Here is a 23616-nt window from a genome sequence, read left to right as displayed (position 1 = left end):
AAAAAACGGCACAAAAAAAGACCGACTGCTCGGCTGTAAAAACAGCGGAACAATCGGCCTTAAATGCGGTTTTCTTTTTTCAGTTCTGTCAGCAAATAGAGCTTGCCATATACGGTAATCAGCGTTTGCTTTCCGTGAAAGCCGTTCTTGCGAAAATCCTTAATGACAAACACGCCTTCATGGATATAGGGCTGATAGGGAAGCACTATTTGTTGTGTATCCCGATAGACATATTTGTTGTCCAAAAGAAATTGCGTGAATGCCATAGGCTTGATACCAAGCTCATGTGCGGTAATACGAAGATTGGTGAGCATTTCCCTTTCAATCAGTCTGTCATAATATTCTCCCTTGGGAGCAAGAACTGTGAGCTGCTGTTCCAATTTCTTATTTTTCTGTGTTTCTGCAAGAAGCTGCTTGAGCAGAAGCTCCAAACTTTCGGGGTTTGCCATAATTTCTTCAAGCTTTGGCATGATGATGTATGCGCCATGCTTTCTGATGGAGGGCAGAACCTCGCTCGTTACCCAACGCTTAAACTTTTTAGCATTGGGTAGCTTACTGGACAGAATGAGCGAGTATAGACCGCTTTCATTGATAATAATTGGTTTCTGACTTCTGCCGATGGCGTCACGAATCGTTACCCCATCGGTTTTATCATCATCGTCCACATGATCAGCAATTGCTTTTCTTGTATTGCTATACTTCAAAATCTCAGCTATATCCCTACCCACAAACCAAGGCTCGCCGCCAATAAGCAGAGTTCGCACTTGCCCAAATTCCTCGTTTTCAAAAATCTTTATTTCATGCATTTTCCTCTTTCCTTTCCGTGAAAACAAAAAAAGGCCGCCCCATCAGTGCATCTGCACCAATAGGACGGCCAATATTTTGATATTCAGTTTTATTGTCTTACATAGACATCGTCATTTCCACACAATCATTTTGCTTTTGGATTTGCTCGGACAGCTTGATTCTGTCATTGGGAATTAACAATCCATATGAAGTTTTGTCGATGCCGTTGTGCTTCATCAAGGCTTTACCATACCCATCTGTAGATAGGTAGTTGCTGATTTCCTCTTTCATGGGTAGGTCAAGGCTTTCCAATACCTTATCCGCATAATCGGCGGCAGTTGTACAGCTACGGTCAAGGGTAAATTCATCCATATGCTCATAAACCACAATTGCTGTTTCAATATCCTTACATTCCACAGCTTCAAGCATTGCTTTGAATTTTACAAGGTTATCATTGTCAAACCGATTGATTCTTTCGGCAAGGTGGTTCAGTGCATCAAAATCTTCATTGTCACCGTAGCAATCTGCAAGCTGAGGGGCGACAAGGCTTTCATATCCATAGAACCAACAGTCATCCATACTTTTTGCACCGATTTCCTCCAAGGCTCTTTGAATACCTGCTTGGGCTGCTGGTAGCTTTAGGCTGATGGTGTTTTGGTCATTGGGTTCATCATCATCGGGAATGAGGGCAAGCCCCAATCGGAAGATATAATCACAAGGCTTAGGTGCTTCGGGGTACCATCGTAAAGCGGCTTGATTTCCTCATTTTTTACAAAATATCCGGCAGAGGTGAATACACCTTGCTCTTGTTCACGCATTTCTTTACCGATTTTTTCTTTATCCAAGTGGCTGCATACCCAGTCATACTGCTCATCGGAAAGATTCTCCAAGTCGGCAAGCTGTGGAAGCAGTTCATTCTCAATGCAGAACTCTCCCAAGTCCTTATCAGAGGTGGCAGGTGCGTGATTACAGTCGAGAGTGGGAGCGTTAAGTGCAAGGTTGATAATTTCTTTCATATTGGGGTATTCTGAACCCTCAGCCTCTACAAGACCTGAAAAATGCACCTTTTCATGCTCCTGCATTTTATCTACCAAGGTGGCAAAGTAGTTCATTTCATAAAGACTGCAAGGCATCTTCTAATTCCTCATAGTTTGCAGGAAGCTCAATATCTGTAAAGGCTTCATTTTCAGGGTTATAGACCTGTGCTTTTAAGACTCTCATAGGCTCATACCTCCAAGCTCATGTGTTGGTTCTGCAATTTCGGGTTCGGGTTTGCTGATAACCTTGAAGCTGTCCTCACCAACCACTACGCCAAGACCACTCCCATTCTGCCATTTCATATGCAGAGTGCCAATATCGTCAATATTGATAACCTCACCACGCATACCCTTGGGAATTGGGTTATGGGCATCTGTCATCATTTCGGTCAGTTCAATTACTGTGCCAATTGGGTATCGCTCCTTAATTCTATTTACCTGTTCTCGTGTAGGAAATCCACGCATTTCACATTCCTCCCATAGTCAATTCTTGTTTTGGCTCACTGATACCAAGTTCTTCGGCCGTTTGTAAGCTCCAGTTTTCGCTCTGCCAGAAGCTCACATAAATCTCTTTTCCGTTACATTTGATTTCTCTTTGCTCAAAACCCTCACACCAGCCATCACTGGCTTGTCCGGAAATTTCCTCTTTTATTTTCTCCATTTCCTTATCCTCAAGAGGAGCATTTAACACCAAGGTGGCTATACCCATAAGCTTGCCACCTACATTTTCAACCGAGAAGTCATAGCGTTTTACTTTGGCATTAACGGAATCATTTTCGCCATAATACTTCATCAGCCCACGCTCTTTTTCTTCCGGCAGGCTGTTATTTGTAATGGCGTCTAAAATTTCTTCTTCATATTCAGCAAGCTCTTCGGGATAGACATCAATTTCACAATCTACTTGATAGAGGTCACCAAAATCATTTTCATCATAGTAGGTTGTGGCTCTAAGGGGCATATATAGCTTGAGGGTTTGCGTTTGTTGTGACGGGATTTCAATACCGACTTCAGCAAGCATTTCAGAAAGGTCTTGATTGTAGCCGTGGTAGACGATATACCCTGCATGGGTAAATGCGCCGTTTTCACACAGAAGTCTTTGGCTGCCGTAGCGTTCAAAGTCAATATATTCCTCTAAGTTCTCATCGTACTCAAAGTGACCGCTTTCACAGAACATATATCTGCCGTAATCTTCGGCATTGTAGATACCATCGAACATTTCAAATTCATAGGCACTATCGAAAATGGCATCAAGGTCTTTCATGGTTTGAGGCTGTAAACCACCGGTAAGATTGCCTAAATACGGCATTTCCTTTGCACCCATTTCAGCAATTCTTTCGGCAATATAGTTGATGCCATCAATTTCTTCTTGGCTGTTTTTCGGTAAGCCTTTAAGGATGTTTTTCATCTCATCATTAAATAGGCTGCTGTCCAGTGTGACCTCGCACTCTGAAACATCGGCTGCACCCAATCGTTCCAGTGCCTTGGCAAGCTCTGTTTTCACATAAGGCAGGTAGAGGTATTCAGCAAATCCATCCTTGTCCAGTGTGACGGTTCCCATATTTTCTTCCCAGTAATATTCGGGGAAATGGATGCCGTCATATACCTGTTCATACTCGTTTTTATTTCTGTAGAGGATTCCATATGGGGTAACCAAAGGATTAGGGTTATCGGCAAGCACCTTATTGAAGTAGCCTTCGCCATCCAGTTGCTCCAAAGCCGTGGGGCTGGCGGCTTGCTGTTCGGTAAGGTACATTTTCCTGCCCACGGCTTCAAGGTCGCTAAAATCGCTTACAACACTGTAACAGTGGGTATTGAAGGTGAGATTGATGAGCCTGTCGATGTCATTGCTTTTTTCGCTGTAGGATACTGCATAAAAAGTAGTCAATTCATTTTTGTCGAAGCTGTCCAACCTTTTGGCAAGATAGTTTAACTTGTCAAGGTTAAAGGTTTTGTTTTGGAGTAGCCCATTGGCTCTGTCATCCATGTACACACTATCCACTGTTATCTCAGCTTGACTGTTATTGGAGATACCAAGAACTTCACAAAGCTTATCAATTTGTTCTTCGCTGCAAGGTATTGTAAACCCTGTTATGCTGTCTTTTGTTTTAATTCTAATATTCAATTTTAGTCCTCCTTTTTTGATTTTGGGTATAAGAAAAGAGCCACTTCATTGCGAAGTGACTCTAACCATTAGCTTTCATATAGATTTGTGATTTCTAAACCATTTGTTTTTGCATAGTTTATTGTATATGCTGTTCCACCTGAACCACCGTCATAGTAAGCAATCATTTTGCTGCCCCTGTCCACCATATATCGATTTCTTTCGTGGTAACAGCCTTGCTTGTAATGGGTGTTCAAGGTGATGACCTCATCGCACTGGGGAAGGGTATCATAATAGATTTCTCTGTCTGATTCTTTCCATCGTGCAGCCTGTTCCTCAAATGGAACTACCGCAATTAGCTTAATGCTTTTGGGATCACTCATTTTGATTACTCGTTTTCGCTTTGCCACAATATCTGCACACATCAAATCGAAGCCATAGCAAGCCCCGAAGTAGAAGGTGTCAATGCCATTTTCAATTGCCTTGTTGATTTCCTCCCATAGTCTTAATTTCAATGTTTCCAGTTGTTTTGCCTTTTTTGGTAGCTTTTCGCTTCTATGTCCTGTGAAGCAGAGTGAGTGTTCTTTTTTCTGCATAGTATCGCTCCTTTCGTATTACACTATATATAGTATCTATATATGTGTAAATAGTCAAGATGTAATGTTACATATAGACTATGTATAGAGAGGTGAATAATATGGATAATACTAACTCAATTTTTGAAATGAAAGACTATGGCAAAATTAACTTCCATGTGAAAGAAATCATGGATGCAAAAAATATAACACGGAGCAAGCTTTCTAAGCTTTCCAACGTTCGTTTTGAAGTAGCTGATAAATGGTACAACGGAAATATTGAGCGAATGGATATTGATGTACTCACTCGTATTTGCTATGTTTTGGATTGCAGTATTTCCGATTTAATGAGCTATGAAAAGTAGGGACTACTAAAGTCCAATATTATTTTGTACTATGTGACCCCCATTCTTTGCAATTAAGATACCGTTAATAATTGCCCGAAATGCAAAATTGCCGATGAGCTGTTCATCGGCAATTTCATTTATATGGATATATTCTTTTCCTATAGCAATTGTTCTCGCTGTCTGATACAACGCATAGCCATCTGTACTGATCCCTCGCAGGGGAATATCCATTAGACTTACCTCGCCGGGGTGGATATGCACCAAGGCACGATTCCATAAATCCTCATCGGCAGAAAGCAGATAAATTATCGCACAAACCTTTTTAGAGATATATGGCTTGCAGATGGTCATAAATCTTTGCTTGTGGGCAGGGGTTAAAAACCAATCCCCGGTAAAGTTCTGAGTAAGCTTTTGCAATCGCTTGTTCAAATAGCGATGACGAAAATTTGCAAAACAGTTTTTTACCAATCTTTTATAGGTGGCATTACTCTGGCTGCTCTCAGCCGTTAAATTTTCCATAATAATCAGTCCTTTCTTTCTCTGGGTGAAATTTGGCACAAGCATCATCATCTGTTCAAATTCAGAAAATCTTGTGCCGTATAAAAAATATCTTGACATTTGAAAATCTCCTTTCTTTAAAACTTATGGCATAAAAAATAGGCAGTGGATTTTATAATTATCCACTGCCTATTTGCGTGCTTGCTATTCAATTTTATCAGTACATCTTATAAAATACCCTATGTCATCTATATTTTCACTGTTTTTTCGGGGTCAAAAACGGCACTTTTTAGCCTGTTTTTTAGCCCTAAAACCACCCAAAAACCACTACATGTTGTGGTTTAGCCCTCATTTTTAGTCTTGCCACCACAATACGTCATCAGAATTATCGCTTCAACGTGCCTTGAGTAGACAATAATGATGTCGTAGGAAGCTGGTGATTCCTTGGCGTAAAACTACTTTTGTTTTCTATATTCTTTTAGAAGAGCAATATTCTTTACGAAGACTCTAAATAAAGCTATTTTCCATGTTCGATTTTCCTTCTTACTTAGTTTTCTTAAGTATGTCATGTGTCAATTTAGACAATGGTCGTTTCCCCCAATTATCTTTTCTTATATCATTCATATGCAATACACTTAATACATCCTCTTTTGAATCAAATAAATCTGGGAACTTTAGTAAAATTTCATTTACTCTATCATCTGAATTAATGTATTGGTTTAGAGTAATATCACACACATAATCCTTATGCATGTTATACATTTTTTCTAAATGCAATACATTATTTTGTTTCTTGATTTTCTCTTGAGTTGCTGAATGACTTTCTGAATAATTAATACTAAGTTGAAAATTTTCTCCTATTCCCAAAAAGCTTTTAATATCTTCTGTATCCACTGCAAATTTTGCTGTCTCACCGAATTCATCCTCATACGGATATAGTATAGGTTCTTTATATGTATCAAGTGAACTTTTTGCCTGATTACAAATACTGCAGCTCGGAATTAAATTAAATATAGATACCGCCAAATATGGATATAATGACTTTGGATAAAAATGATCAAATTGCGGTCGCATGGAATTGTTTTCTAGCGTAAATGTATACTGCCTATTACAATATGGACACACATTTACTTTCATTTTCTTCAATATATTATATGCACTTTGTCTCCCAGCAAATTTATCATACCGAAATGCATATTTTTGTAACTCATCAGATTCAGTCTTATTGAATTTGCCCAATTTCACAATATACTCTTCCATTTGACTTTTGTTTGCTAATACCAATTTTTTTACATTTTGCTCAATTACATTCCCAGATAAATTATAAAAATAATTGTATAGTACTTCATAACACGATCTTGATTTCAAAACTGTCTTGCAACTACTATTCTGCAAAGATTTATAAAGCCCCGTCTGTTTATGACTCATATCTTTCCAATGCATGTCCATAATATCTTGTTTAGTGTCTTCATCTAGCTGTATTTTAATCATTTTTTAATTCGCTCCAGATCCCGTATAGTTGCATTAAGCTCACATACCTGTTTCCTCAAAAGATTAATTGTATTCTCTACTGCATTTAAGTCTTGCTCATTGTTTACTTGAATTTTCTCACTATATGTAACTATTTTCTTTTCGTATATTTCCAATAATCTTCTGCGTATTAATTCGTCCCCAATACAATTAATCGTCTTGAAGATAAGTTGGTTCTCATCTAATAGTTGTTTATGCCCCTTTAGTTTTGATAAAATCCTATTTATTTTATTTTCTGAAAATAGTCCCATTGTACCAAGATTATTTAGAAAAAATGAATCTAGAAACAATGTATGTATATTATTTCCAAATGTTTTTTTATGATTATTTAAATCATCAACATGGCAATGACCATCTTTTGAACTGAGAAAAATCACATTTTGTCGAGGCAAATCTGATAAAATAATTGGTGAATGTGTTGATATTACAATCTGCATCTCATTATCTTTGCCAATCAAGTTTGGGATATCTCTTACAATATAAGTTATTAATTCACGTTGCCATTTCGGATGCATATAGAGATCTATCTCATCAATTAAAATAAGACTTTCCTTTTTACATTTTTGTGAATTAAAAATCCAGAAGATGCGGCTATATAAATTTAATAATGCTTCTTCTCCAGATGATAATCCCTCAAATTCAAATGTCAGGTATCTTAAAAATATAGAAGGTAATCCATTATCAAGGAATGTAAATAATCGTTGAAAGAACTTATCATTACCCTTTAAATCAACTTGTAATGCTTCATAATAAGCCATATCTGCCTTGTCCCATCCCGAATTAATAATATGGTTTTTATCCATCAAGTCATAAAAAAGGATTAAATCATCTGCAGCATTTATAAAATACTCATCCGTTGTCATATTTTCCTGTAATGAATCTTCTATTTTTCTGTGTAAATGTTCTTTTATAAAATCTCTTATTTTTATTACCTGTTCTATACTTATCTCTTCTATTTCATCAAGACTTTCTTGTTGATAGTAATAACTATATTCATACATAAAAAACAAAGTCAACTCACTAAATACAGAAAACGAACTTTTTCGTTTTAATTTTGCTATTGAAGACCAAAGATCTTCTTTTGTATCAAGTAACTCCTTAAATTTCTTTTGTCCAAAAATATCTTTTTCGGTCTTGTGTTTTAAAGTAACATATCCGTATTTTTTCCCCGGATACTCCTTGCACTTTGATTTAACTAAAAAATAGAGACGTATTAATGAATTTAAATTTTTGTAAGCATTTGCATCAATCTTAACAACATTATTCAATTCTCTTGCTCTTTTAATAAATTTTTCTTCAACGCGATGTGTTTCTGGGTCATCATAATATCTGGAATAATCATTTTGTTCTGAAGGATATATATAATCAGGTATTCTGTTTTTATTAATTATAACTGGTGCTTGTTCAGTAATCGTACTATCCGTCAAGGAATAATCAAGTACATTTTCTCCCTGATACATTGACGCAAATACAGAATTATTCATTGAATTTGAAACATATATCTTAGAGCATTCCTTAATGGCGTCCATTCTCTTTTGAGGTAAAACAGGCATAGTTTGTATTTCATATTCCAAATTATGATCATAATAAAGAAATCCGCCCTCTTCATACACTACTATTTTCTTTTCTGTTTTTCTTTGATATACTTCTGCTCTAGAATTGGCATCACCATGTAATTCATGAGGCACGATAATACTATAATCCATAATTTCAGATAATAAGGTAGATTTTCCTGCTCCGTTTTCCCCTACAATAGCAGTTAATCCCAAAATATTATGATTCTCCCAAAAGTTTTCTATATACTCATCTTTTTTTCTGGAAGTCAATAATTTCTTTTCTTCATCAAATTCGAATTCATCCCTACCCGATATATTAAATCCTTGTCCTTTAATAAATCCATTTTTAGAATTTTTAATCCATATATATATTAATTTCATTCATCCACCTCTGATTGCCATCAAAATAGAATTTACATTGTTTAGAAAAGCATACTAAAAAATCATCAAACAGAGAGACATCCTATGCTGATGGAACGTGATTACCGTAAACATCACCGCAAATGAGCACCGCTTCGGGTGATTCTTCATCTACAATATTAATAATTGTGGTCAGTATGTATTCTTAATCCTCAAGCATGGATAACTCGTTGACACGTTTCCTATATGGAGGTCAGGCAGAAATTTCATATCTAGTACCTCACTTTAAGTAATATCATATTTAGTTTGTCTAATCTTAAACGAGTTCTTTGTCCCTTCTAATACATCCACTACATCGTTGATGATATTACTTTCAAGCGAACCGCTATCAAATGAAAACTTATCACTTGTTTTATCAAGTTTCACACGAATAACCTGTTCAGCATCTGAGACTACAGCAAGGTTGGAATTATGTGTTATTATAATTATTTGTCTTCTTTTTTTAGCTTCTCTAATAAATGGAACTAATATCTTTGCCACGCTTTCATTATCAAGATTATCTTCGGGCTGATCTAACACTAATGGAATATCCCTTGCATCTAGTAGTAAATAAAATACAAGTAATAAACTGCCTCTTTCACCAGGAGATAATTCTTGTAAAGGCTTTCCATATAATTGCAATGAATATCTGGCTTTTAAAAATCCTAAATTGTAAAAAATGTCTACAAATACATCATATTTCCCTTTTTTAAATATATTGTGGTAACACTTTTTGCTGTCTTTTTCAAAAACAGACTGTATCCTATTTATAAATAATTCTATCCCTTGATAAGTAGTAAAATCCGATTCATTAACAATAGTCTTAAATAGCTTTTGTCCATCTTGTCCTCTAAAGTCACTTATTACGCCACTGTCAATATACGTTTCAACAAAAGAGTTGACAAAATCATCTTTTGGGTATAGTCCCACATCTATCTTTACATCATAACTATCTAATTGTTCTTTATAAGTTTGTATAAAATTAGTTATTGGAACTTTAAACTGATTGAAAATTTTGACCTCATCATTATAACAATTAAAAATTTGTTTAACTTTTTCAAGTCGCTCTATCTTTAATTTGTTGATGTCTGTTACGATAGGTGAATCTACCAAATCTCCCAAATATTCAATCTGACTGTTTAGTTCTTCCTTACGTTTATTAATTTTTTCAAGTTTTTCATTCCATTGCTTGTTGTCATCTAAAAACTTTTGGTACTTAGATAGCTTACCTTCATTCTCTTGATTAAAAATATCAATTTTTTTCTTTATTTGATTTTGTGAGATAATTAATGTTCCCAAGCTGCTCGGCTCGTCTGATATTTTAAGTTTTACTGCATTAATTTCTTCTTTAACAGTAGAGAGAATAGCAGTAACATCACTAGAATTGACATTAAAATTAAATACTTTTTCAATATCAATTCCATATGGTTGTAATTTCTTGGATATATCGCCGATGGAAGCTTTTGTTCTTTCACTTAAGTTAGTTATGCTTTCAATAATTATTTCTAAATCTGACTGTTTTTGAAATAGATCATTTAATAATTCTTGCTCAATAGAAATTTGCTCTTGAACTTTTTTATGTTCACATATTAATTCTTGATACTCTTTGGTATCCAAATCTTCTGGTGGTTTCACTTCAATAGGCTTAGTTTTATTATGCTCTTCTAACTCTAAGTCATTTTGCGAAATTGCTGATTTTAGGGCTTGTACATTTTTATTATCTCGTGATTCTTCTAACCTCTTAATTGATTCGTTAAGAGATTTGATTTTTAATGACAATTCATCTATTTTTTCAACAATGACATTTTTCTTGTTTTCAAGCAAACTTTTAAAAGTCGAAAAGCCTAGTTTCTCTTCTGTAGGCATACGTGAAAATACTACTTTATTAATTTCTTCTTCAAACTTTTCATCACTATCATTACAAAAAGATTCAAAACTTCGTTGAGGTACAAAATGTATTAATTCTTCAGCCGTATAATCTGGCTCCTCATCCAAATTTTTTGTTTTTTCCAAAACATTATTGTACCAATTTAACTTAGCCTTAAAGTTAGTTGCTAATCTTTTGTTTTTAAATTTAGTTTTATTTAGGAAAACAAAATCATCATAATTTTTACAGTCACTCAGCAGCGCAATTATTTCTGCAACAGCCGTTTTGCCACTCCCTTTATTTCCAATTACAGCGGTCATTTCAGGATTAATCATAATATCAACATCTTTAAACCATTCTCCATTTAATCCAGTGTAAGAGTCTTCCCAAGATACTGTTAGCCTTTCCAAAGTTTTAGTTTTGTTCTTCTGAAGTCTATCGAGGGCAGGTGGAATTTCACCAATAAAAATTCTATCAGGTTCAATAGACGCATGCTGTAATCCATTTGTATTTGGATCCGCCTTAATCCAGCTATATCCTTCACCTATTTTCTTAAAATCATGAGCATCAGAAGCAACAATCGTGCATCTGTTAAAAGTTTTTAAATAAAATTTTGCATTTTTTTCATCCAATGATGACATTTCACATAAGTCCACATATTCTTTAAGAATTTCCTCTTTCACAGGACCCAAAGAATCAGCAATATCACTAACATTTCTAGGACTTTTTCCTTGATGCTTCATTTCTTCTATTGAACCATGCTTATCTCCAGAATGTACTGTTACCAATCCACCGTATTTTCTTATAAGGCTAGAAGCCCTTTTAAAATCCACTTGTACTTGAAACATGCCTTTCTTAAAGGCTTTATCTTCAGTTAAAGAAGAATCATTTTCACGGCCTTTAGCAATTATTCTAGTTTCAGACAAATCTAATGGTGATAGTATTAGGTCATTTAATGCTTTCGAATTTAATTCTATTCCTTCAAAAACATCGGGGAACAAACCTATAATATGGACTGATTTTTCTCCATATTCAGTTCTAAACTCAATTCCGGAAATAACGTGAATGGGTTTATCTTTAGAATATTCTTTTATTTCATCAATGTTTTTTACGGTATGATGGTCAGTCAGCGCAATTACGGAAATGCCTTTCCTTATTGCTTCATCAACTATTTCAACCGGTGTTCCGTTGCCATCGGAAGCATTTGAATGTATATGCAAGTCCCACTTTCTCCATTCAGACCCTCTTTTATACTCACTCATATTCCACCTCTTTATATTATGGTTTTGCGTTTTTTCTTGCCTTATTTAAAAATATTATTTGGCTTATAGTTGTCAATAAAATCAATAATTAATCGTATTTAAAACGTAATCTCTTATAATAATAAAATAATATAAAACAACATTTTTATTTTAATTGTATATCTTTTCCATATGTTTTACAACAATAAAACGCCATATTAGACACAATTTTACAGAATATTTATATTGAAAATAACAAAACCACCAACAATAAAGTCCTCAAATTTTAAGGGCTTTATTCTTAGCAGTTTAATTTCAGCTGGAGCAGTGAAAACACCCTACTCCTATTTTAGTGCTCATTCATAATAATCCACATCCTGTTTGACCACTATTCCCGAGTGTAACTGTATCTCTTTCCTTTTTATACCCCTACAACATATCATATCGCTAGTACTTTTTAACCATGCAAAAAGGAGCGAAAGTTCAACGCTCACACCCCTCTAGTTTAGAATACAATTAAAATTTTAGTATATCATACATCATATTTAATCCATGATAGTAGTTTTACATTATCTACTTTAAAGCATTTGCTAGATCACTTAGTAAACTAAGATTGTTAACCACTTGATATTTATCAGCAATTGAAGAAAGACCCATTGAAGCTTTCAAAACATCGATAAATTTTGTACCTTGCTCTACAATGATTATTTTGACTACGTTGTTTTCGCAAAGAGCTACAACGAGGGTGTCCCCAACCTTTGCATTATTGACAGCCACATTCTCACTATAATAAAATCTATACTCAGTTCTATCCGGAGAATACTCTCTAGCATCATACCAAGTTAATTCTCCAAAATCCTTTAATATACGCCCACCACTCTCAACATAATAAAACTCTCCATTGAAATATTGTCTACTATATCCGAATATACTTTTTAGTGCGGATACGCCATGAAATTCATGTTGATTGCTTTGCCAATGATTAATTTCTACGGAACTTAATGTCTTTATTGCTACTCCTTTAAAAGCACTCATTTTTTACACCTCACTTACTCTTTATAATTTTTATTGCTATATATTGTTATGAAAATAATACCAGACATATAAAATTTTCACAATACATAAATACCCAATAACAAAGAGAGGATAGAATTTTTTAATAATAAAACTCTATCCTCTCTAATTCTCTTTACTGTATGATATACTACTTTTTTAGTCGTTTCATTTCGCTAATTAATTGTTTTGCTACAGCTCTAACAACAGGTACTGCGACCGAATTTCCGAACTGCTTATAAGCTTGTGTATCTGATACTGGAATAATGTATATATCGTCAAACCCTTGAAGTCTCGCACATTCACGAGGTGTTAGCTTTCGCGGGTTTTCCCCATCACCTTGATCGATTAGGATTTCGCTACCATCCTTGTAATACCGAGCACTGATTGTATTCGTATATGGCGACTCCGAATTGAAGAGTGAGAAGCCAAAGCCATTACCTTTGGCTGCATGTTCTTTTTTTCTGCGAAGATGTCCCTCATATAATTTGTCGCTGATGGTGTATTTCTTGTCAACATTTTCTTGAAGTATATCCCCGAGCCGTGTGTTTGTTTTTGGCGGAATAGGATATGGAAATTCATAGCTATCATCAATGCAGAATGTACGTTTATCAAATCCAACTATATATATTCTTTCACGGTTTTGAGGAACCCCAAAGTCTGCAGCTCGTAAAACTGACGTATCGGCACTATAATCAAGTGCCTTCAAGTGCTTTATAATCGTCTCTAGTGTACGACCTTTATCATGACCTTTTAACTGTTTTACATTTTCAAGTAAAAATGCTTTTGGCCGCTTAGTTTCTATTATTCTTTCAATTTCAAAGAAAAGTGTTCCTCTGGTATCAGCAAAGCCTTTCTTGAGACCCGCCTGCGAAAATGGCTGACAAGGGAAGCCTGCCAACAATATATCGAAATCAGGAATATCTTCAGATTTTATTTGAGTGATGTCCCCAGATGGCATTTCGCCAAAATTGACTTGGTAAGTTTTTTGTGCGAATTTATCCCATTCAGAAGTGAACACGCACTTCCCTCCAAGCTCTTGAAAGGGTATTCTTATTCCACCTATTCCAGCAAATAGGTCAATAAATTTAAACTCAGGGTTTGGATTGTTAATTGCAAATGGTCTATTACTTGCGAAATCTAATATTGCATTAAATACTATCTTATTAGGTTTAGATTCTCCATTCTCCCATCTACGTAATGTACGGTCGCCATTTCTATCGAGCCCCAACGCATCTGCAAAATCCTTTTGCGTCAAGCCGAGCTTTATTCTTTTTTCTTTTATAAGCGCTGCTTCAGTCACTTTTGTGCCTCCTTCAGGATATTATGTCCTAATTTTATCACAAACAGCGTCAAAAGTCAATGTAAGCAATATAATAGCGTTGTTTAAAGAGCTTTTAGTCTCTCGATAACCTCAAATTTTAATTTACTTTTCAATCCACCTGCATACGCCTCCATAGCCGTTCTTGTGTTCATGGCAAAAGCGTGTATCTTGTTGAGACCCGACACATTATCGACTTCAACGTAACCTAAATATTTTATTTCAGTTTCAGTGTTTTCGGGTAGTATAAAGGCGTTATATAAATAGTTAACACTTGATAAAGCTCGAACGGTAGGAGGTGCTTTGCTATTTTCAATGGTGTATTGATAAAACAGCTGTTTAACAGCATCTTGCCATCCAGGCAGCGACTTGTTATAGTCATAATATTTAGCATCCAAAATATAAAAGCAATCCCTATGAGCAAAAAGTATGTCTGGACGCTGTGATATGTTATATTTTCCAGAAGTTTCTTTCCAAGCGGGCTGGGGAAGAATACTAGACCACACACCATATTGATTTTCAAAAACGTGGCTACAGATATATTCCCAAGTGTAGTAAAAATATGGAGTGGCCAACATCTCAATATGTTCTTGAGTATTTTTACCTATCTTGCACTTTAAATATGCTATCATATTTCTCAAAACATTAATTTCTCTATTTGCATAAGTTATTGTTAATTCTTTTGTTAATATTCTAACTGCATCCTCAGCGCTGCATGGCATTGAAAAAGAAACACTAACACCACTAAAACCAGTAATCCATCCCCACAGCTCAGCACATTCCGATATTACGGCTTTATGTATCTGAATTACAATATGGTTGGCATTATAAGCAGTTTTCTTAATTATAGGTTCAACGTAAATAGGTCTATTATGATTTATTATCGGTATTGTTTTATTAATAGTCGCATTCCAGTCAATATTTCCATTTGAACGTGTAGTTTTAATTTTTTCTACACGTTTCAGAAATCCATAATTTTGATAATCATTAAGTAGCATTATTGCTGATATTATACGACCATTACTATTTGATTCGTTGCCATTTAAAAATGCGCTTTCATCTTCCGGATGAATTTTCTCCATTCGATATCTTAATAATGTTCGTAGCAAGATGGATGCGTCAGTCTTGAAGCAGGTCTCGCATGTAACAAAGTTCTTAGGAAATATAACTACTGGATTATTATTACATATTAAAAAACCAGTGATTCTAAAGGAGAAATGTAAACCGTTTATAGCTAAAACTGCAGAATTTTTTTCAAATAGATCTATAATATCCTCGTGCTCTTTTTTCAGATACCAGTATCCCTCAGTAAAAACTCGTACTCCTTCAAGCATAAAACGAGCCTCCTTTCACTTTTAATTATCTTCAGACTTAATTGTTGATGTTTCTTCGTCCTCTATTTCAGACTGTTGAATCGCTACTGCTGGCTTAAGAACAGAGCTAATTTGCAATACATCGTCAGTCTGAAATTCTTCTACAAGATTTGCAAAGGTAGCTACATCTCCAGAGAAAAATTGTTCTCTACGATGACGGAGAACATCATCCCAAAGATAAAGCAATAGTTTGTCCACAGCTTTGCGATTAGACACTTCAGAAGGCTTGATAAAATAAGGTCCAATCAAACGATCTTCATCGACTCCAAGCTTAACCAATTTATCATTTATTGCGCTAACAAAATCTCCCCAGCTCACATCTATGTTCGCATATTTTATTTGTGCATCTTTATGAACAGCAGTTCCGATATCGATTTTAATATATTCAAATTTCCATCTACGCTTAAAAGCAGAATCTAATACATTAACCCCTTGGTCAGCACTATTCATTGATGCGGAGATATTCATATTTGTTGGGATTTTAAGACCAGATGAAATAAAATCGTTCATTTCACATGTGCCGATAAGATAACTTCTCAATTCTTCTGAAGGTTGGATAGCATACTCGCTTTCACCATCTGCGTTACGGTCAAGCAGTTGAAAAACTTCGCCAAACACAGCGGCTGCGTTCGCTCTATTTATTTCTTCTATAACAAGTGTGTACATATTACTCGGGTCTTTCCAAGCTGCTACAAAAACATCAATAAATGGACCTGGCACAAACTTATAGGTAATGTATGGCTCTCCTTCATTAAATGTAGTACCGTCGGAGTACTCAAAATCTCCACTGTTTTTCTTATATACCGGAACAGGTTTATACGCTCCAACAAAATCGAAGTATGTATATTCTGGATGGAAAACTACACGTTTCGTTAACGGAGCTGTCCCAAAACGGTCTTCAAGTAAACGGCTCTTTCCTGTACCTGGCGCACCATAAATAATGTAGTTGTCAGCGCCTGTTTTTCTGCTTGTCGATGATAGTGAAATGTTGATTGTTGGCATGGATATTTGCTCAGCGGCAGCTAATTTTAATTGTGGAACGAGGGCTAAAAGAGCAGGTGATGTTGCATAAAAATACGCAATGTCAGCTACATAGCTTTGTGTTACGTTAACTACCCCGAGCAAATTGAGAATAGGGGACACGTAAAAGTCACCCCGATCTATGGTTTTTGAGCCAAACCACCAGCTATAATCCGACAGAAAGTTTAGTAAGAATTCTGCACTTGCTGTAGGATTGACATCGCCAGAATCTTCAAAATATCGTACTGCATTTGATATAAAATCAGCTTTTTGTTCATCCGTTATAGCATCTTTTATAGCGACAATATATTCTTTTCTCAATTTGCTAGATTGCAATTTCACAGTAAGAATGCTTTCAAGATGTGATTTATAGCTAATAAGCTCTTTTGTGTAATCTGCCATAAAAGCAGCCATTACAAACCATTGATTAGGAATAAAAATTTTAAGACTATTAAAGGTGGTTACGACTGTAGTTGTTGAATTAAAGTCAACGCTATGACCTGTGCCACGAATGTAAGTTCCAAAAGCACGTTTGAAATCGTCACTTAACGCTATATCAGTGGCATTAAACTCCTCTTTGTATTTTTGTCGACTCTCTTGTGCCAGTTCATTAAGGTTTCTCAATATTCCGTCCTCCTCAATTGAAAGTTCTATTAATAAATTTTCGGATTCTACAGTATTTTTACTTTCTAAAAACTTTTGAACTAAAGTCGTCATTTCCTCAAATGTAAATGAAGCAAATTTATTCAACACTGATTGTCTCGAAGGCGAAAGTTTTTTCTGTTTGAAACCTACACGACCATTATCAAAATAAGGATCAAATTCATCTCTCATATTTCTGATTGAATTAGAGTTAACCTTAAGTATCTTTGAAATAGCTTCAAATGCATCTTTTTGCGTTTCATACCCAATAGCTTCAAATGCTTCAGCGTTAAAGCGTGAAAAATAATATCCTATAATTAATGCAATTTTATTATTCGCATCCATTTTCCTTTCTCCTTCACTTATCTTGAAATTCAAGTTCTTTTAATTGTTTAATAAGTTCTTTTGCAACTTTTCTGCTCATCGCAAGCTCAGCCAGTGCATGTATCGCTATTTTTGTAGGTTTACTTCTCTGATTTTCCCAACGGTTTACCATAGCAAAGCAAACGTGCAATTCTCTTGCAAGCGCTTGTTGTGGCAAACCCATTTCTAACCGTATAGCTTTTATAACTTCGTGTAGCTTCATTTAATCACCTACAATAAGACATAATATACCAAAATAAATTATAACACTTGTTATAAAACGATTTCAATATTTAATCTAAATCTATCCCTATTTTAATGCCTATCCATAGTAGTCCACTTTTTGTTTTACCACAATTCCCGAGTGGAATTGTATCTCTAGCTTCATACCTTTATGTACCCTTATGGAGGAAATCAGCCTTTTTACAAGGTCTTGGTCAAACACTCTTACTTGTGGGTTAACATTGCCTATCGTCTTATCTAAGGCCTCTACTCTTTGAACATAGTTTTCTGCATTTTTCTGTGCTTGTACTATTTTTATTTTCGCTGTTTTGAGCTCGTTAATCTGTTCTGATAGTTTTTTATATTCTTCATCGAATTCTTCGCTGACAGCTCCTTGTTTTGCGTTATTTTCTATGAGTGTAAGCATCTGCTGTTGCAGTTTTTCTATCTGTTCGTCATATTCGGTTGTAACACCTTGGGTGCTGTAGTTACCAATTACTCTTATAACATTTTCTCGGAAGGTACCTATAAAATCACCTGTATTTTCTACTACATTATTTATTGCTTTCATAATTGCATCATGGAGCTGCTCTTCCTTTAGGGTTGGTGAGTTCTGGCATTTTGATTTTTTACCTTGTTTCAGCCTGTCCTCGCATCTCCATACTGCCGATTTGTCACCGTACTTGGACCATATCTGCCTGCGGTAGGCATGACCACATTCCGCACATACCATCAGATCCGTAAGTATGTATTTAGAACTATATTTGCTTTTCTCTTTTAATTCCCTGTTCCTTTTTCTTGTAACAGCAGCTTTATTTAAACTTGCACGTCTTGCTTTTTCTGCCTGTACTTGGTGGAATAACTCCTTTGGAATAATCGCCTCATGGTTATCCTCTATATAGTACTGTCTGACATATCCATCATTTTTCACCCTTTTCTTGGTGAGAAAATCTACTGTATAGGTCTTTTGCATACGTGCATCGCCGCAGAATTTTTCATTTGAGAGCATTTTGTCGATTGTTCCCGGATGCCATTGGTCAAGTCCTGTGACGGTCTTAATACCGTCTTTTTCTAATCCTTTGCATATCTGAACAATACTGCTGCCCTCAAGATACTCCCGATAAATTCTTTTTACGATTACTGCTTCTTCGGGTACCACCACAAGGTTGCCGTTTCCATCTTTTGTGTATCCTAAAAACTTTTTGTGGTTCACCGAAATGATTCCATTTTCAAATCTTCTCGTCAAACCCCATCTTGTGTTTTCACTGATGTTTCTGCTTTCCTCCTGTGCCTGACTGCTGAGTATGGTGATTAGCAGTTCTCCACCGCTTTCCATCGTGTTAATGCCCTCTTTTTCGAATATGACGGGGACATTTTTCTCTTTCAGCTTTCTGATATTTTGCAAGGCATCAACCGTATTTCTTGCAAACCTGCTGATTGATTTGGTAAGCACCAAGTCTATTTTCCCCTCTATGCAAGCATCAATCATGGTGTTAAAATCATCACGTTTACTTGTCTGAGTTGCTGATTTTCCATCGTCAGCAAATATTCCGGCACATTGCCAATTTGGGTTGCTGTTTATCTTATTGGTGTAATAATCAACCTGTGCTTCATAACTCCCTTCCTGCTGTTCCAGCAAGGTGCTTACTCGGCAGTAGGCGGCTACACGCAGTGTTTTCTGCTCTACTCTTAATTGTCTGTCATATTTCATTTGCGGCGGTATGATTGCCACTGTCTTTTTCGCTGCAGCCATTTTTCTCATCCTTTCGCTTGTATTCTAAAATCTCACTGATTTTCAGTCCGTTTATAAATTGTGTTTCCACTTTACCGTCTTGATAGATGATGATTTTATCTATGATACCTTTGAATAAATCTTCATCAAATTCTGTCAGCAGGTCTTGACCGACTAACATTTCTTTTACTTTCTGCGTCTGTACTTCGTAGCCATCTATCTGAGAAGTGCTGTAGGTGAGTTCTGCTCTTTTAAAAATTAGATTCGCCAACTCTTGTGATGAAAATTCCTCATCTTCTTCAAGCCGAGTTATTTGATTTTCTATCTCAAGCAGTTCTTTACTGATTTTGGGAGGTTCTTTTTTATAAGGTTTATCCAGTAATCGTTGATTTTTAATAAGCTTATTTGCTGTACTTATAAAAACCTTTCTTAATTCCTCATCTGTATAGAAGAGATTTCTGCATAGTACTCGGTTCTTAAATATATATTTTTTGCATTTCCACCTGTTCTTTTCGCAAGCCTTACCGGAATGCTCCGTATACTTTCGATACGGCTCACCACATTCACCACAATAAATCTTGTTTGCAAATAAGCATTTACCTTTCTTGCGGTTTGCTTTACGCCAAAGCTGATTTTTTTTCTGATTTCTCTTGGTTTGAACATTGTCGAAGGTGACTTTATCAATCAATTCGGGATAAGCTTCATCCCCCATATACTTAGTATTTTCAAGGATTCTTCCTATAGCGCAGTGTGTCCAGTTGATTTTGTTATTTGCATTTGTAACTTCTTTTTGACTCAATTCCTTTGCTATAGCTAATAAAGATTTTCCTTTTAGATATTCCGAGAAAATCCTTTTTACAGTTTTGGATTTTTCTTTATCTATCTGTATTTTTCCATCCACCATTTTGTATCCGATTGGCATATATGTTTGCATAATTGCGTTCACCTCTTTGTTATATATTCTGTCAACTCAAGGTTATTGATAAGCCTAAATGTAATGTCACTATAATGGTACCTGTAATCTAGACAGGTTACTTCAAATTTCTTAGTGAATTCTGTTATAATAAATACATCTAAAAAAGGACGGTATTCACATGAAAAAAAGACGTAGTTTTACACCAGAATTCAAAATACAAGTTGTACTAGAGCTTCTTCGTGAAGAAAAGGAGCTGAATCAAATAGCTGCTGAGCATGAGATTGCTCCAAATGTTCTTCGTAACTGGAAGAAAGAATTTTTAGCTAATGCATCAAGTGCCTTTGATAATAAAAAAGAAGCTTCTTTTGAACAAGAACGTATTGACTACGAAAAGAAAATCGATCAACTTTATAATACAATTGGCCAGCTTACGGTAGATGTGAACTGGCTCAAAAAAAAATCTGATCAAGCTCTTGGACATGGCTGGGAAGAAAGAACTGGTTACAAAGGACGATCCTAAACTGTCTATCAGTAGACAGTGTAAACTCCTTGAGCTTAATCGTAGTAGTATTTACTACCAAGAACAAGCCCCTACTGTATGTGAAATAAAAATTAAGCATCTTATTGATCGTATTCATATGGATCATCCAGCATGGGGAACTAGGAGAATATCTGCACATCTTATAGAGCAAGGCTATTTCGTAGGAAGAAAGCTTGTGAGACGTTACATGCAAGAAATGAGAATCTATGCCATCTATCCAAAACCAAACCTTTCAATGCCTAATAAGCAGCATAAGGTTTACCCTTATCTACTGCGTAATCTTACTATTGATAGGCCTAATCAAGTATGGTCTATTGATATCACATACATTCCCCTTGGCAGAAGCTTTATGTATCTTACTGCTATTATTGACTGGCATTCTCGTTACATAGTAGGTTATGAGCTTTCGGACACATTACAAGTTGAATCGGTAATAGCTTGTGTTAAAAAGGCTATTGCCATATATGGAGTACCTGAAATTATTAATAGTGATCAGGGCAGTCAGTTTACTAGCCCTGAATATACTAATCTCTTAAAGCATCACAGCATCAAAATCAGTATGGATGGTAAAGGGCGATGGGCAGATAATATCATTGTTGAAAGATTCTTTAGAACACTTAAATATGATGATATTTATATTTATCATTACCAAACCCCTAGAGAGCTACGGGCTGGTATTAATAAGTTTATGAAATCCTATAATGAAGAACATCCTCATTCAACACATGGTTACAAAACACCATATGAAATTTATCATGGGGTAAAAGTAGCATCTTAATGGAGGATTATTTGTCATACCTACAAATATGTATATTCCTTCTGACAAACAATCACTGGTAAAAAATGGTTCATTAAGAATTTACTTTAGGCTGCCTTGACAAAGGAACCACTATACACCACTTTTACCGATTAGGACTTTATCTACCGTATGGATAAACAGTTCTTCTTGATAATCGTCCATAATTATCGGATTGTATTTTATAATTTGCAGTATCCTTTTTGTTCCCTCAATCTCTTTTTCATAACCATTACTCTCAAGGAAAACATTTCTCTTTTTCTTGTATTCCTCAATTTCAATGTTAATTGTATTCTGCTTTTCCATAAAAACAGCAGAGTCCATATATCCTTTTAGCATGACTCGCTGTAGGATATGGCTCTGCTCCATTAACTCCGATATATTATTGTTTAGTTTGAGAATTTCCTCTTCCTGTTCTTTATTGACTCTTAATTTTTTTAATGATTCCAAGAGGGGATAAAGGATTTCACTGTAGTTGCTTACAAGCTTATTCCACATGGTTAGGAAAGCATCTTTGATAATATCCTCTCTTACTGCTTTCATGCTACATTTTTTGCGGTTTTCTATATGAGTAATACAGCACCATTGTATTTTCTCGTAAGGCTTGCCGATATACATTTTCTGTCTTCGAAACGTTCCACCGCATTCTTTACAGATTATTTTACTGCTGAATTCATAGCGATTTTGGCATTTACCGCTGTCATCCATTCCCATCTGTACTCTTCGGTACTCATAAATTTCCCGAACTCTTTCTGCCTGTTCCTTTGTAATAATTGGTTCATGACTATCTTTCACGAAGTACATGGGTAATTCTCCGTGGTTTATCTTCTTTGTGAAGGGAAGCATATCTGTTGTATATGTTTTTTGCAGCAGCAATTCTCCTTTATAAATTGGATTTTGTAAAATCCCCTTTACTACGCCATCATGCCATTTTTCTGCTGTTCGGATGGTAGGGATATTGTCACGGGTTAAATCTCGGGCGATTGCATAACTACCTTTTCCGCTTAAGTATTCATTATAAATTCTTCGGATAATCTCCGCCTCATCTTCCTTGATGATAAGCTCACCGTTTTCATCCTTGGCATAGCCATATGCTACACTGCTCGGTATGTAACTGCCATCTCCGAATCTCTTTTGAATGCCCCAGCGAGTATTTGTGGAGATGCTTTCCGATTCACCTTGTGCAATTGAACTTAGGATTGTCAGCATCTGCTCACTCTGTTCTGACATGGTATTGATATTCTCTTTTTCAAAGTATACCGCTATCCCAAGGGATTTCAGATTTCTAATTGTTTCAATGCTGTCTATGGTATTTCTCGCAAATCTTGTGATGGATTTTGTAATGATAAGGTCGATGTTTCCTTTTTCACATTCCATTATCATTCTCTGAAATTCATCACGATTTTTTACCTTAGTGCCACTTGATTCATCTGCAAAGATACCTGCAAATTCCCATTCAGCTCGGCTTTCAATGTATTCTTTATAATATTTTGTCTGAGCAGCATAGGAAGTATGCTGTTTTGCACTATCTGTGCTGACTCTGCAGTAGGCACAAACTCTCTTCTTTGGTCTTAATTCTTGCAGAACCTTCTGCCTTACAGGTTCTATGGTTTTGACCTTTTTCGCCATCTAGTTCTCCTCCTTTCCCAGAAGTAAGCCTTCTGTTAGCAACACACGATACCCCAAAGAACTTATAATAG

Annotated in this window: 21 protein-coding genes; 3 read left to right on the top strand and 18 right to left on the bottom strand. The window is 35.7% G+C overall.

The annotated features are described in order from the left end of the window. Positions 1 to 59: 59 nt before the first annotated feature. From RBQ60_RS06945 to RBQ60_RS06920, 6 genes are all read right to left on the bottom strand, one after another. A complete protein-coding gene (locus RBQ60_RS06945) occupies positions 60 to 806 on the bottom strand; it encodes a BRO family protein (protein ID WP_307885833.1) in 747 nt (248 codons plus the stop codon). A 97-nt stretch (positions 807 to 903) separates the two neighbouring features. After that, positions 904 to 1485 (bottom strand): antirestriction protein ArdA, encoded by a 582-nt coding sequence (locus tag RBQ60_RS06940; RefSeq protein WP_307885832.1) that lies wholly within the window; start codon positions 1483 to 1485, stop codon positions 904 to 906. Further along, positions 1425 to 1919, bottom strand: a complete 495-nt coding sequence (locus tag RBQ60_RS06935; protein WP_307885831.1) for a hypothetical protein — start codon at positions 1917 to 1919, stop codon at positions 1425 to 1427. The genes RBQ60_RS06940 and RBQ60_RS06935 overlap by 61 nt, the downstream gene beginning before the upstream one ends. Positions 1920 to 2003: 84 nt before the next feature. Beyond that, complete coding sequence (locus RBQ60_RS06930) at positions 2004 to 2288, bottom strand: DUF4314 domain-containing protein (protein WP_226903848.1); 285 nt, start codon at positions 2286 to 2288, stop codon at positions 2004 to 2006. Between the two features lies 1 nt (position 2289). Continuing rightward, positions 2290 to 3945, bottom strand: a complete 1656-nt coding sequence (locus RBQ60_RS06925) for an antirestriction protein ArdA (protein ID WP_307885830.1) — start codon at positions 3943 to 3945, stop codon at positions 2290 to 2292. 68 nt (positions 3946 to 4013) lie between these two features. Beyond that, positions 4014 to 4520, bottom strand: a complete 507-nt coding sequence (locus RBQ60_RS06920) for an SLOG family protein (protein ID WP_307885829.1) — start codon at positions 4518 to 4520, stop codon at positions 4014 to 4016. Positions 4521 to 4621: 101 nt separating this feature from the next. Between RBQ60_RS06920 and RBQ60_RS06915 the strand changes: the two genes are divergently transcribed. Continuing rightward, positions 4622 to 4864 carry a helix-turn-helix domain-containing protein gene (locus RBQ60_RS06915; protein WP_173015629.1) on the top strand — a complete coding sequence of 81 codons (243 nt, stop codon included), beginning with the start codon at positions 4622 to 4624 and terminating at the stop codon, positions 4862 to 4864. Between the two features lie 6 nt (positions 4865 to 4870). Here RBQ60_RS06915 and RBQ60_RS06910 read toward each other — a convergent pair whose 3' ends face one another. The 11 genes from RBQ60_RS06910 to RBQ60_RS06860 form a co-directional block, all read right to left on the bottom strand. After that, positions 4871 to 5464, bottom strand: a complete 594-nt coding sequence (locus tag RBQ60_RS06910) for a hypothetical protein (protein ID WP_154260548.1) — start codon at positions 5462 to 5464, stop codon at positions 4871 to 4873. 423 nt (positions 5465 to 5887) lie between these two features. Beyond that, a complete protein-coding gene (locus tag RBQ60_RS06905; RefSeq protein ID WP_307885828.1) occupies positions 5888 to 6835 on the bottom strand; it encodes an HNH endonuclease in 948 nt (315 codons plus the stop codon). After that, the gene (locus RBQ60_RS06900; protein WP_307885827.1) at positions 6832 to 8811 is read right to left on the bottom strand and encodes an AAA family ATPase; all 1980 of its coding nucleotides are present in this window, start codon (positions 8809 to 8811) and stop codon (positions 6832 to 6834) included. The genes RBQ60_RS06905 and RBQ60_RS06900 overlap by 4 nt, the downstream gene beginning before the upstream one ends. Before the next feature lie 264 nt (positions 8812 to 9075). Next, positions 9076 to 11958: a TrlF family AAA-like ATPase gene (locus tag RBQ60_RS06895; protein WP_307885826.1), complete on the bottom strand. Its 2883-nt coding sequence runs from the start codon at positions 11956 to 11958 to the stop codon at positions 9076 to 9078. 552 nt (positions 11959 to 12510) lie between these two features. Beyond that, on the bottom strand, positions 12511 to 12972 hold the full coding sequence (locus tag RBQ60_RS06890; protein ID WP_307885825.1) for a hypothetical protein: 462 nt from the start codon (positions 12970 to 12972) through the stop codon (positions 12511 to 12513). A gap of 169 nt (positions 12973 to 13141) precedes the next feature. After that, positions 13142 to 14293 carry a DNA (cytosine-5-)-methyltransferase gene (dcm, locus tag RBQ60_RS06885; protein ID WP_307885824.1) on the bottom strand — a complete coding sequence of 384 codons (1152 nt, stop codon included), beginning with the start codon at positions 14291 to 14293 and terminating at the stop codon, positions 13142 to 13144. Between the two features lie 83 nt (positions 14294 to 14376). Next, a complete protein-coding gene (locus RBQ60_RS06880) occupies positions 14377 to 15645 on the bottom strand; it encodes an LlaJI family restriction endonuclease (protein ID WP_307885823.1) in 1269 nt (422 codons plus the stop codon). Between the two features lie 21 nt (positions 15646 to 15666). Next, positions 15667 to 17691, bottom strand: a complete 2025-nt coding sequence (locus RBQ60_RS06875) for an AAA family ATPase (protein WP_307885822.1) — start codon at positions 17689 to 17691, stop codon at positions 15667 to 15669. Positions 17692 to 17704: 13 nt separating this feature from the next. Beyond that, positions 17705 to 17932, bottom strand: a complete 228-nt coding sequence (locus RBQ60_RS06870; protein WP_307885821.1) for a helix-turn-helix domain-containing protein — start codon at positions 17930 to 17932, stop codon at positions 17705 to 17707. Between the two features lie 99 nt (positions 17933 to 18031). Then, positions 18032 to 19684, bottom strand: a complete 1653-nt coding sequence (locus RBQ60_RS06865; protein ID WP_307885820.1) for a recombinase family protein — start codon at positions 19682 to 19684, stop codon at positions 18032 to 18034. Further along, a complete protein-coding gene (locus RBQ60_RS06860) occupies positions 19632 to 20597 on the bottom strand; it encodes a recombinase family protein (RefSeq protein ID WP_307885819.1) in 966 nt (321 codons plus the stop codon). Before RBQ60_RS06860 ends, RBQ60_RS06865 begins: the two co-directional genes overlap by 53 nt. A 160-nt stretch (positions 20598 to 20757) precedes the next feature. Here RBQ60_RS06860 and RBQ60_RS15315 point away from each other — a divergent pair, with 160 nt between their 5' ends. Both RBQ60_RS15315 and RBQ60_RS06855 read left to right on the top strand, forming a co-directional pair. Next, entirely contained in the window at positions 20758 to 21099 is a 342-nt protein-coding gene (locus RBQ60_RS15315) for a transposase (RefSeq protein WP_066050552.1), read from the top strand. Next, positions 21059 to 21898: an IS3 family transposase gene (locus RBQ60_RS06855; RefSeq protein WP_331654249.1), complete on the top strand. Its 840-nt coding sequence runs from the start codon at positions 21059 to 21061 to the stop codon at positions 21896 to 21898. Before RBQ60_RS15315 ends, RBQ60_RS06855 begins: the two co-directional genes overlap by 41 nt. Before the next feature lie 111 nt (positions 21899 to 22009). On the opposite strand, the gene RBQ60_RS06850 is transcribed toward RBQ60_RS06855, so the two are convergent. Beyond that, positions 22010 to 23545, bottom strand: a complete 1536-nt coding sequence (locus tag RBQ60_RS06850) for a recombinase family protein (RefSeq protein ID WP_307885817.1) — start codon at positions 23543 to 23545, stop codon at positions 22010 to 22012. Between the last annotated feature and the right edge of the window lie 71 nt (positions 23546 to 23616).

This window comes from Anaerotignum sp. MB30-C6, from assembly GCF_030908465.1.
Classification (GTDB): domain Bacteria; phylum Bacillota; class Clostridia; order Lachnospirales; family Anaerotignaceae; genus Chakrabartyella.
This window is presented reverse-complemented; position numbering and strand designations above follow the sequence as displayed.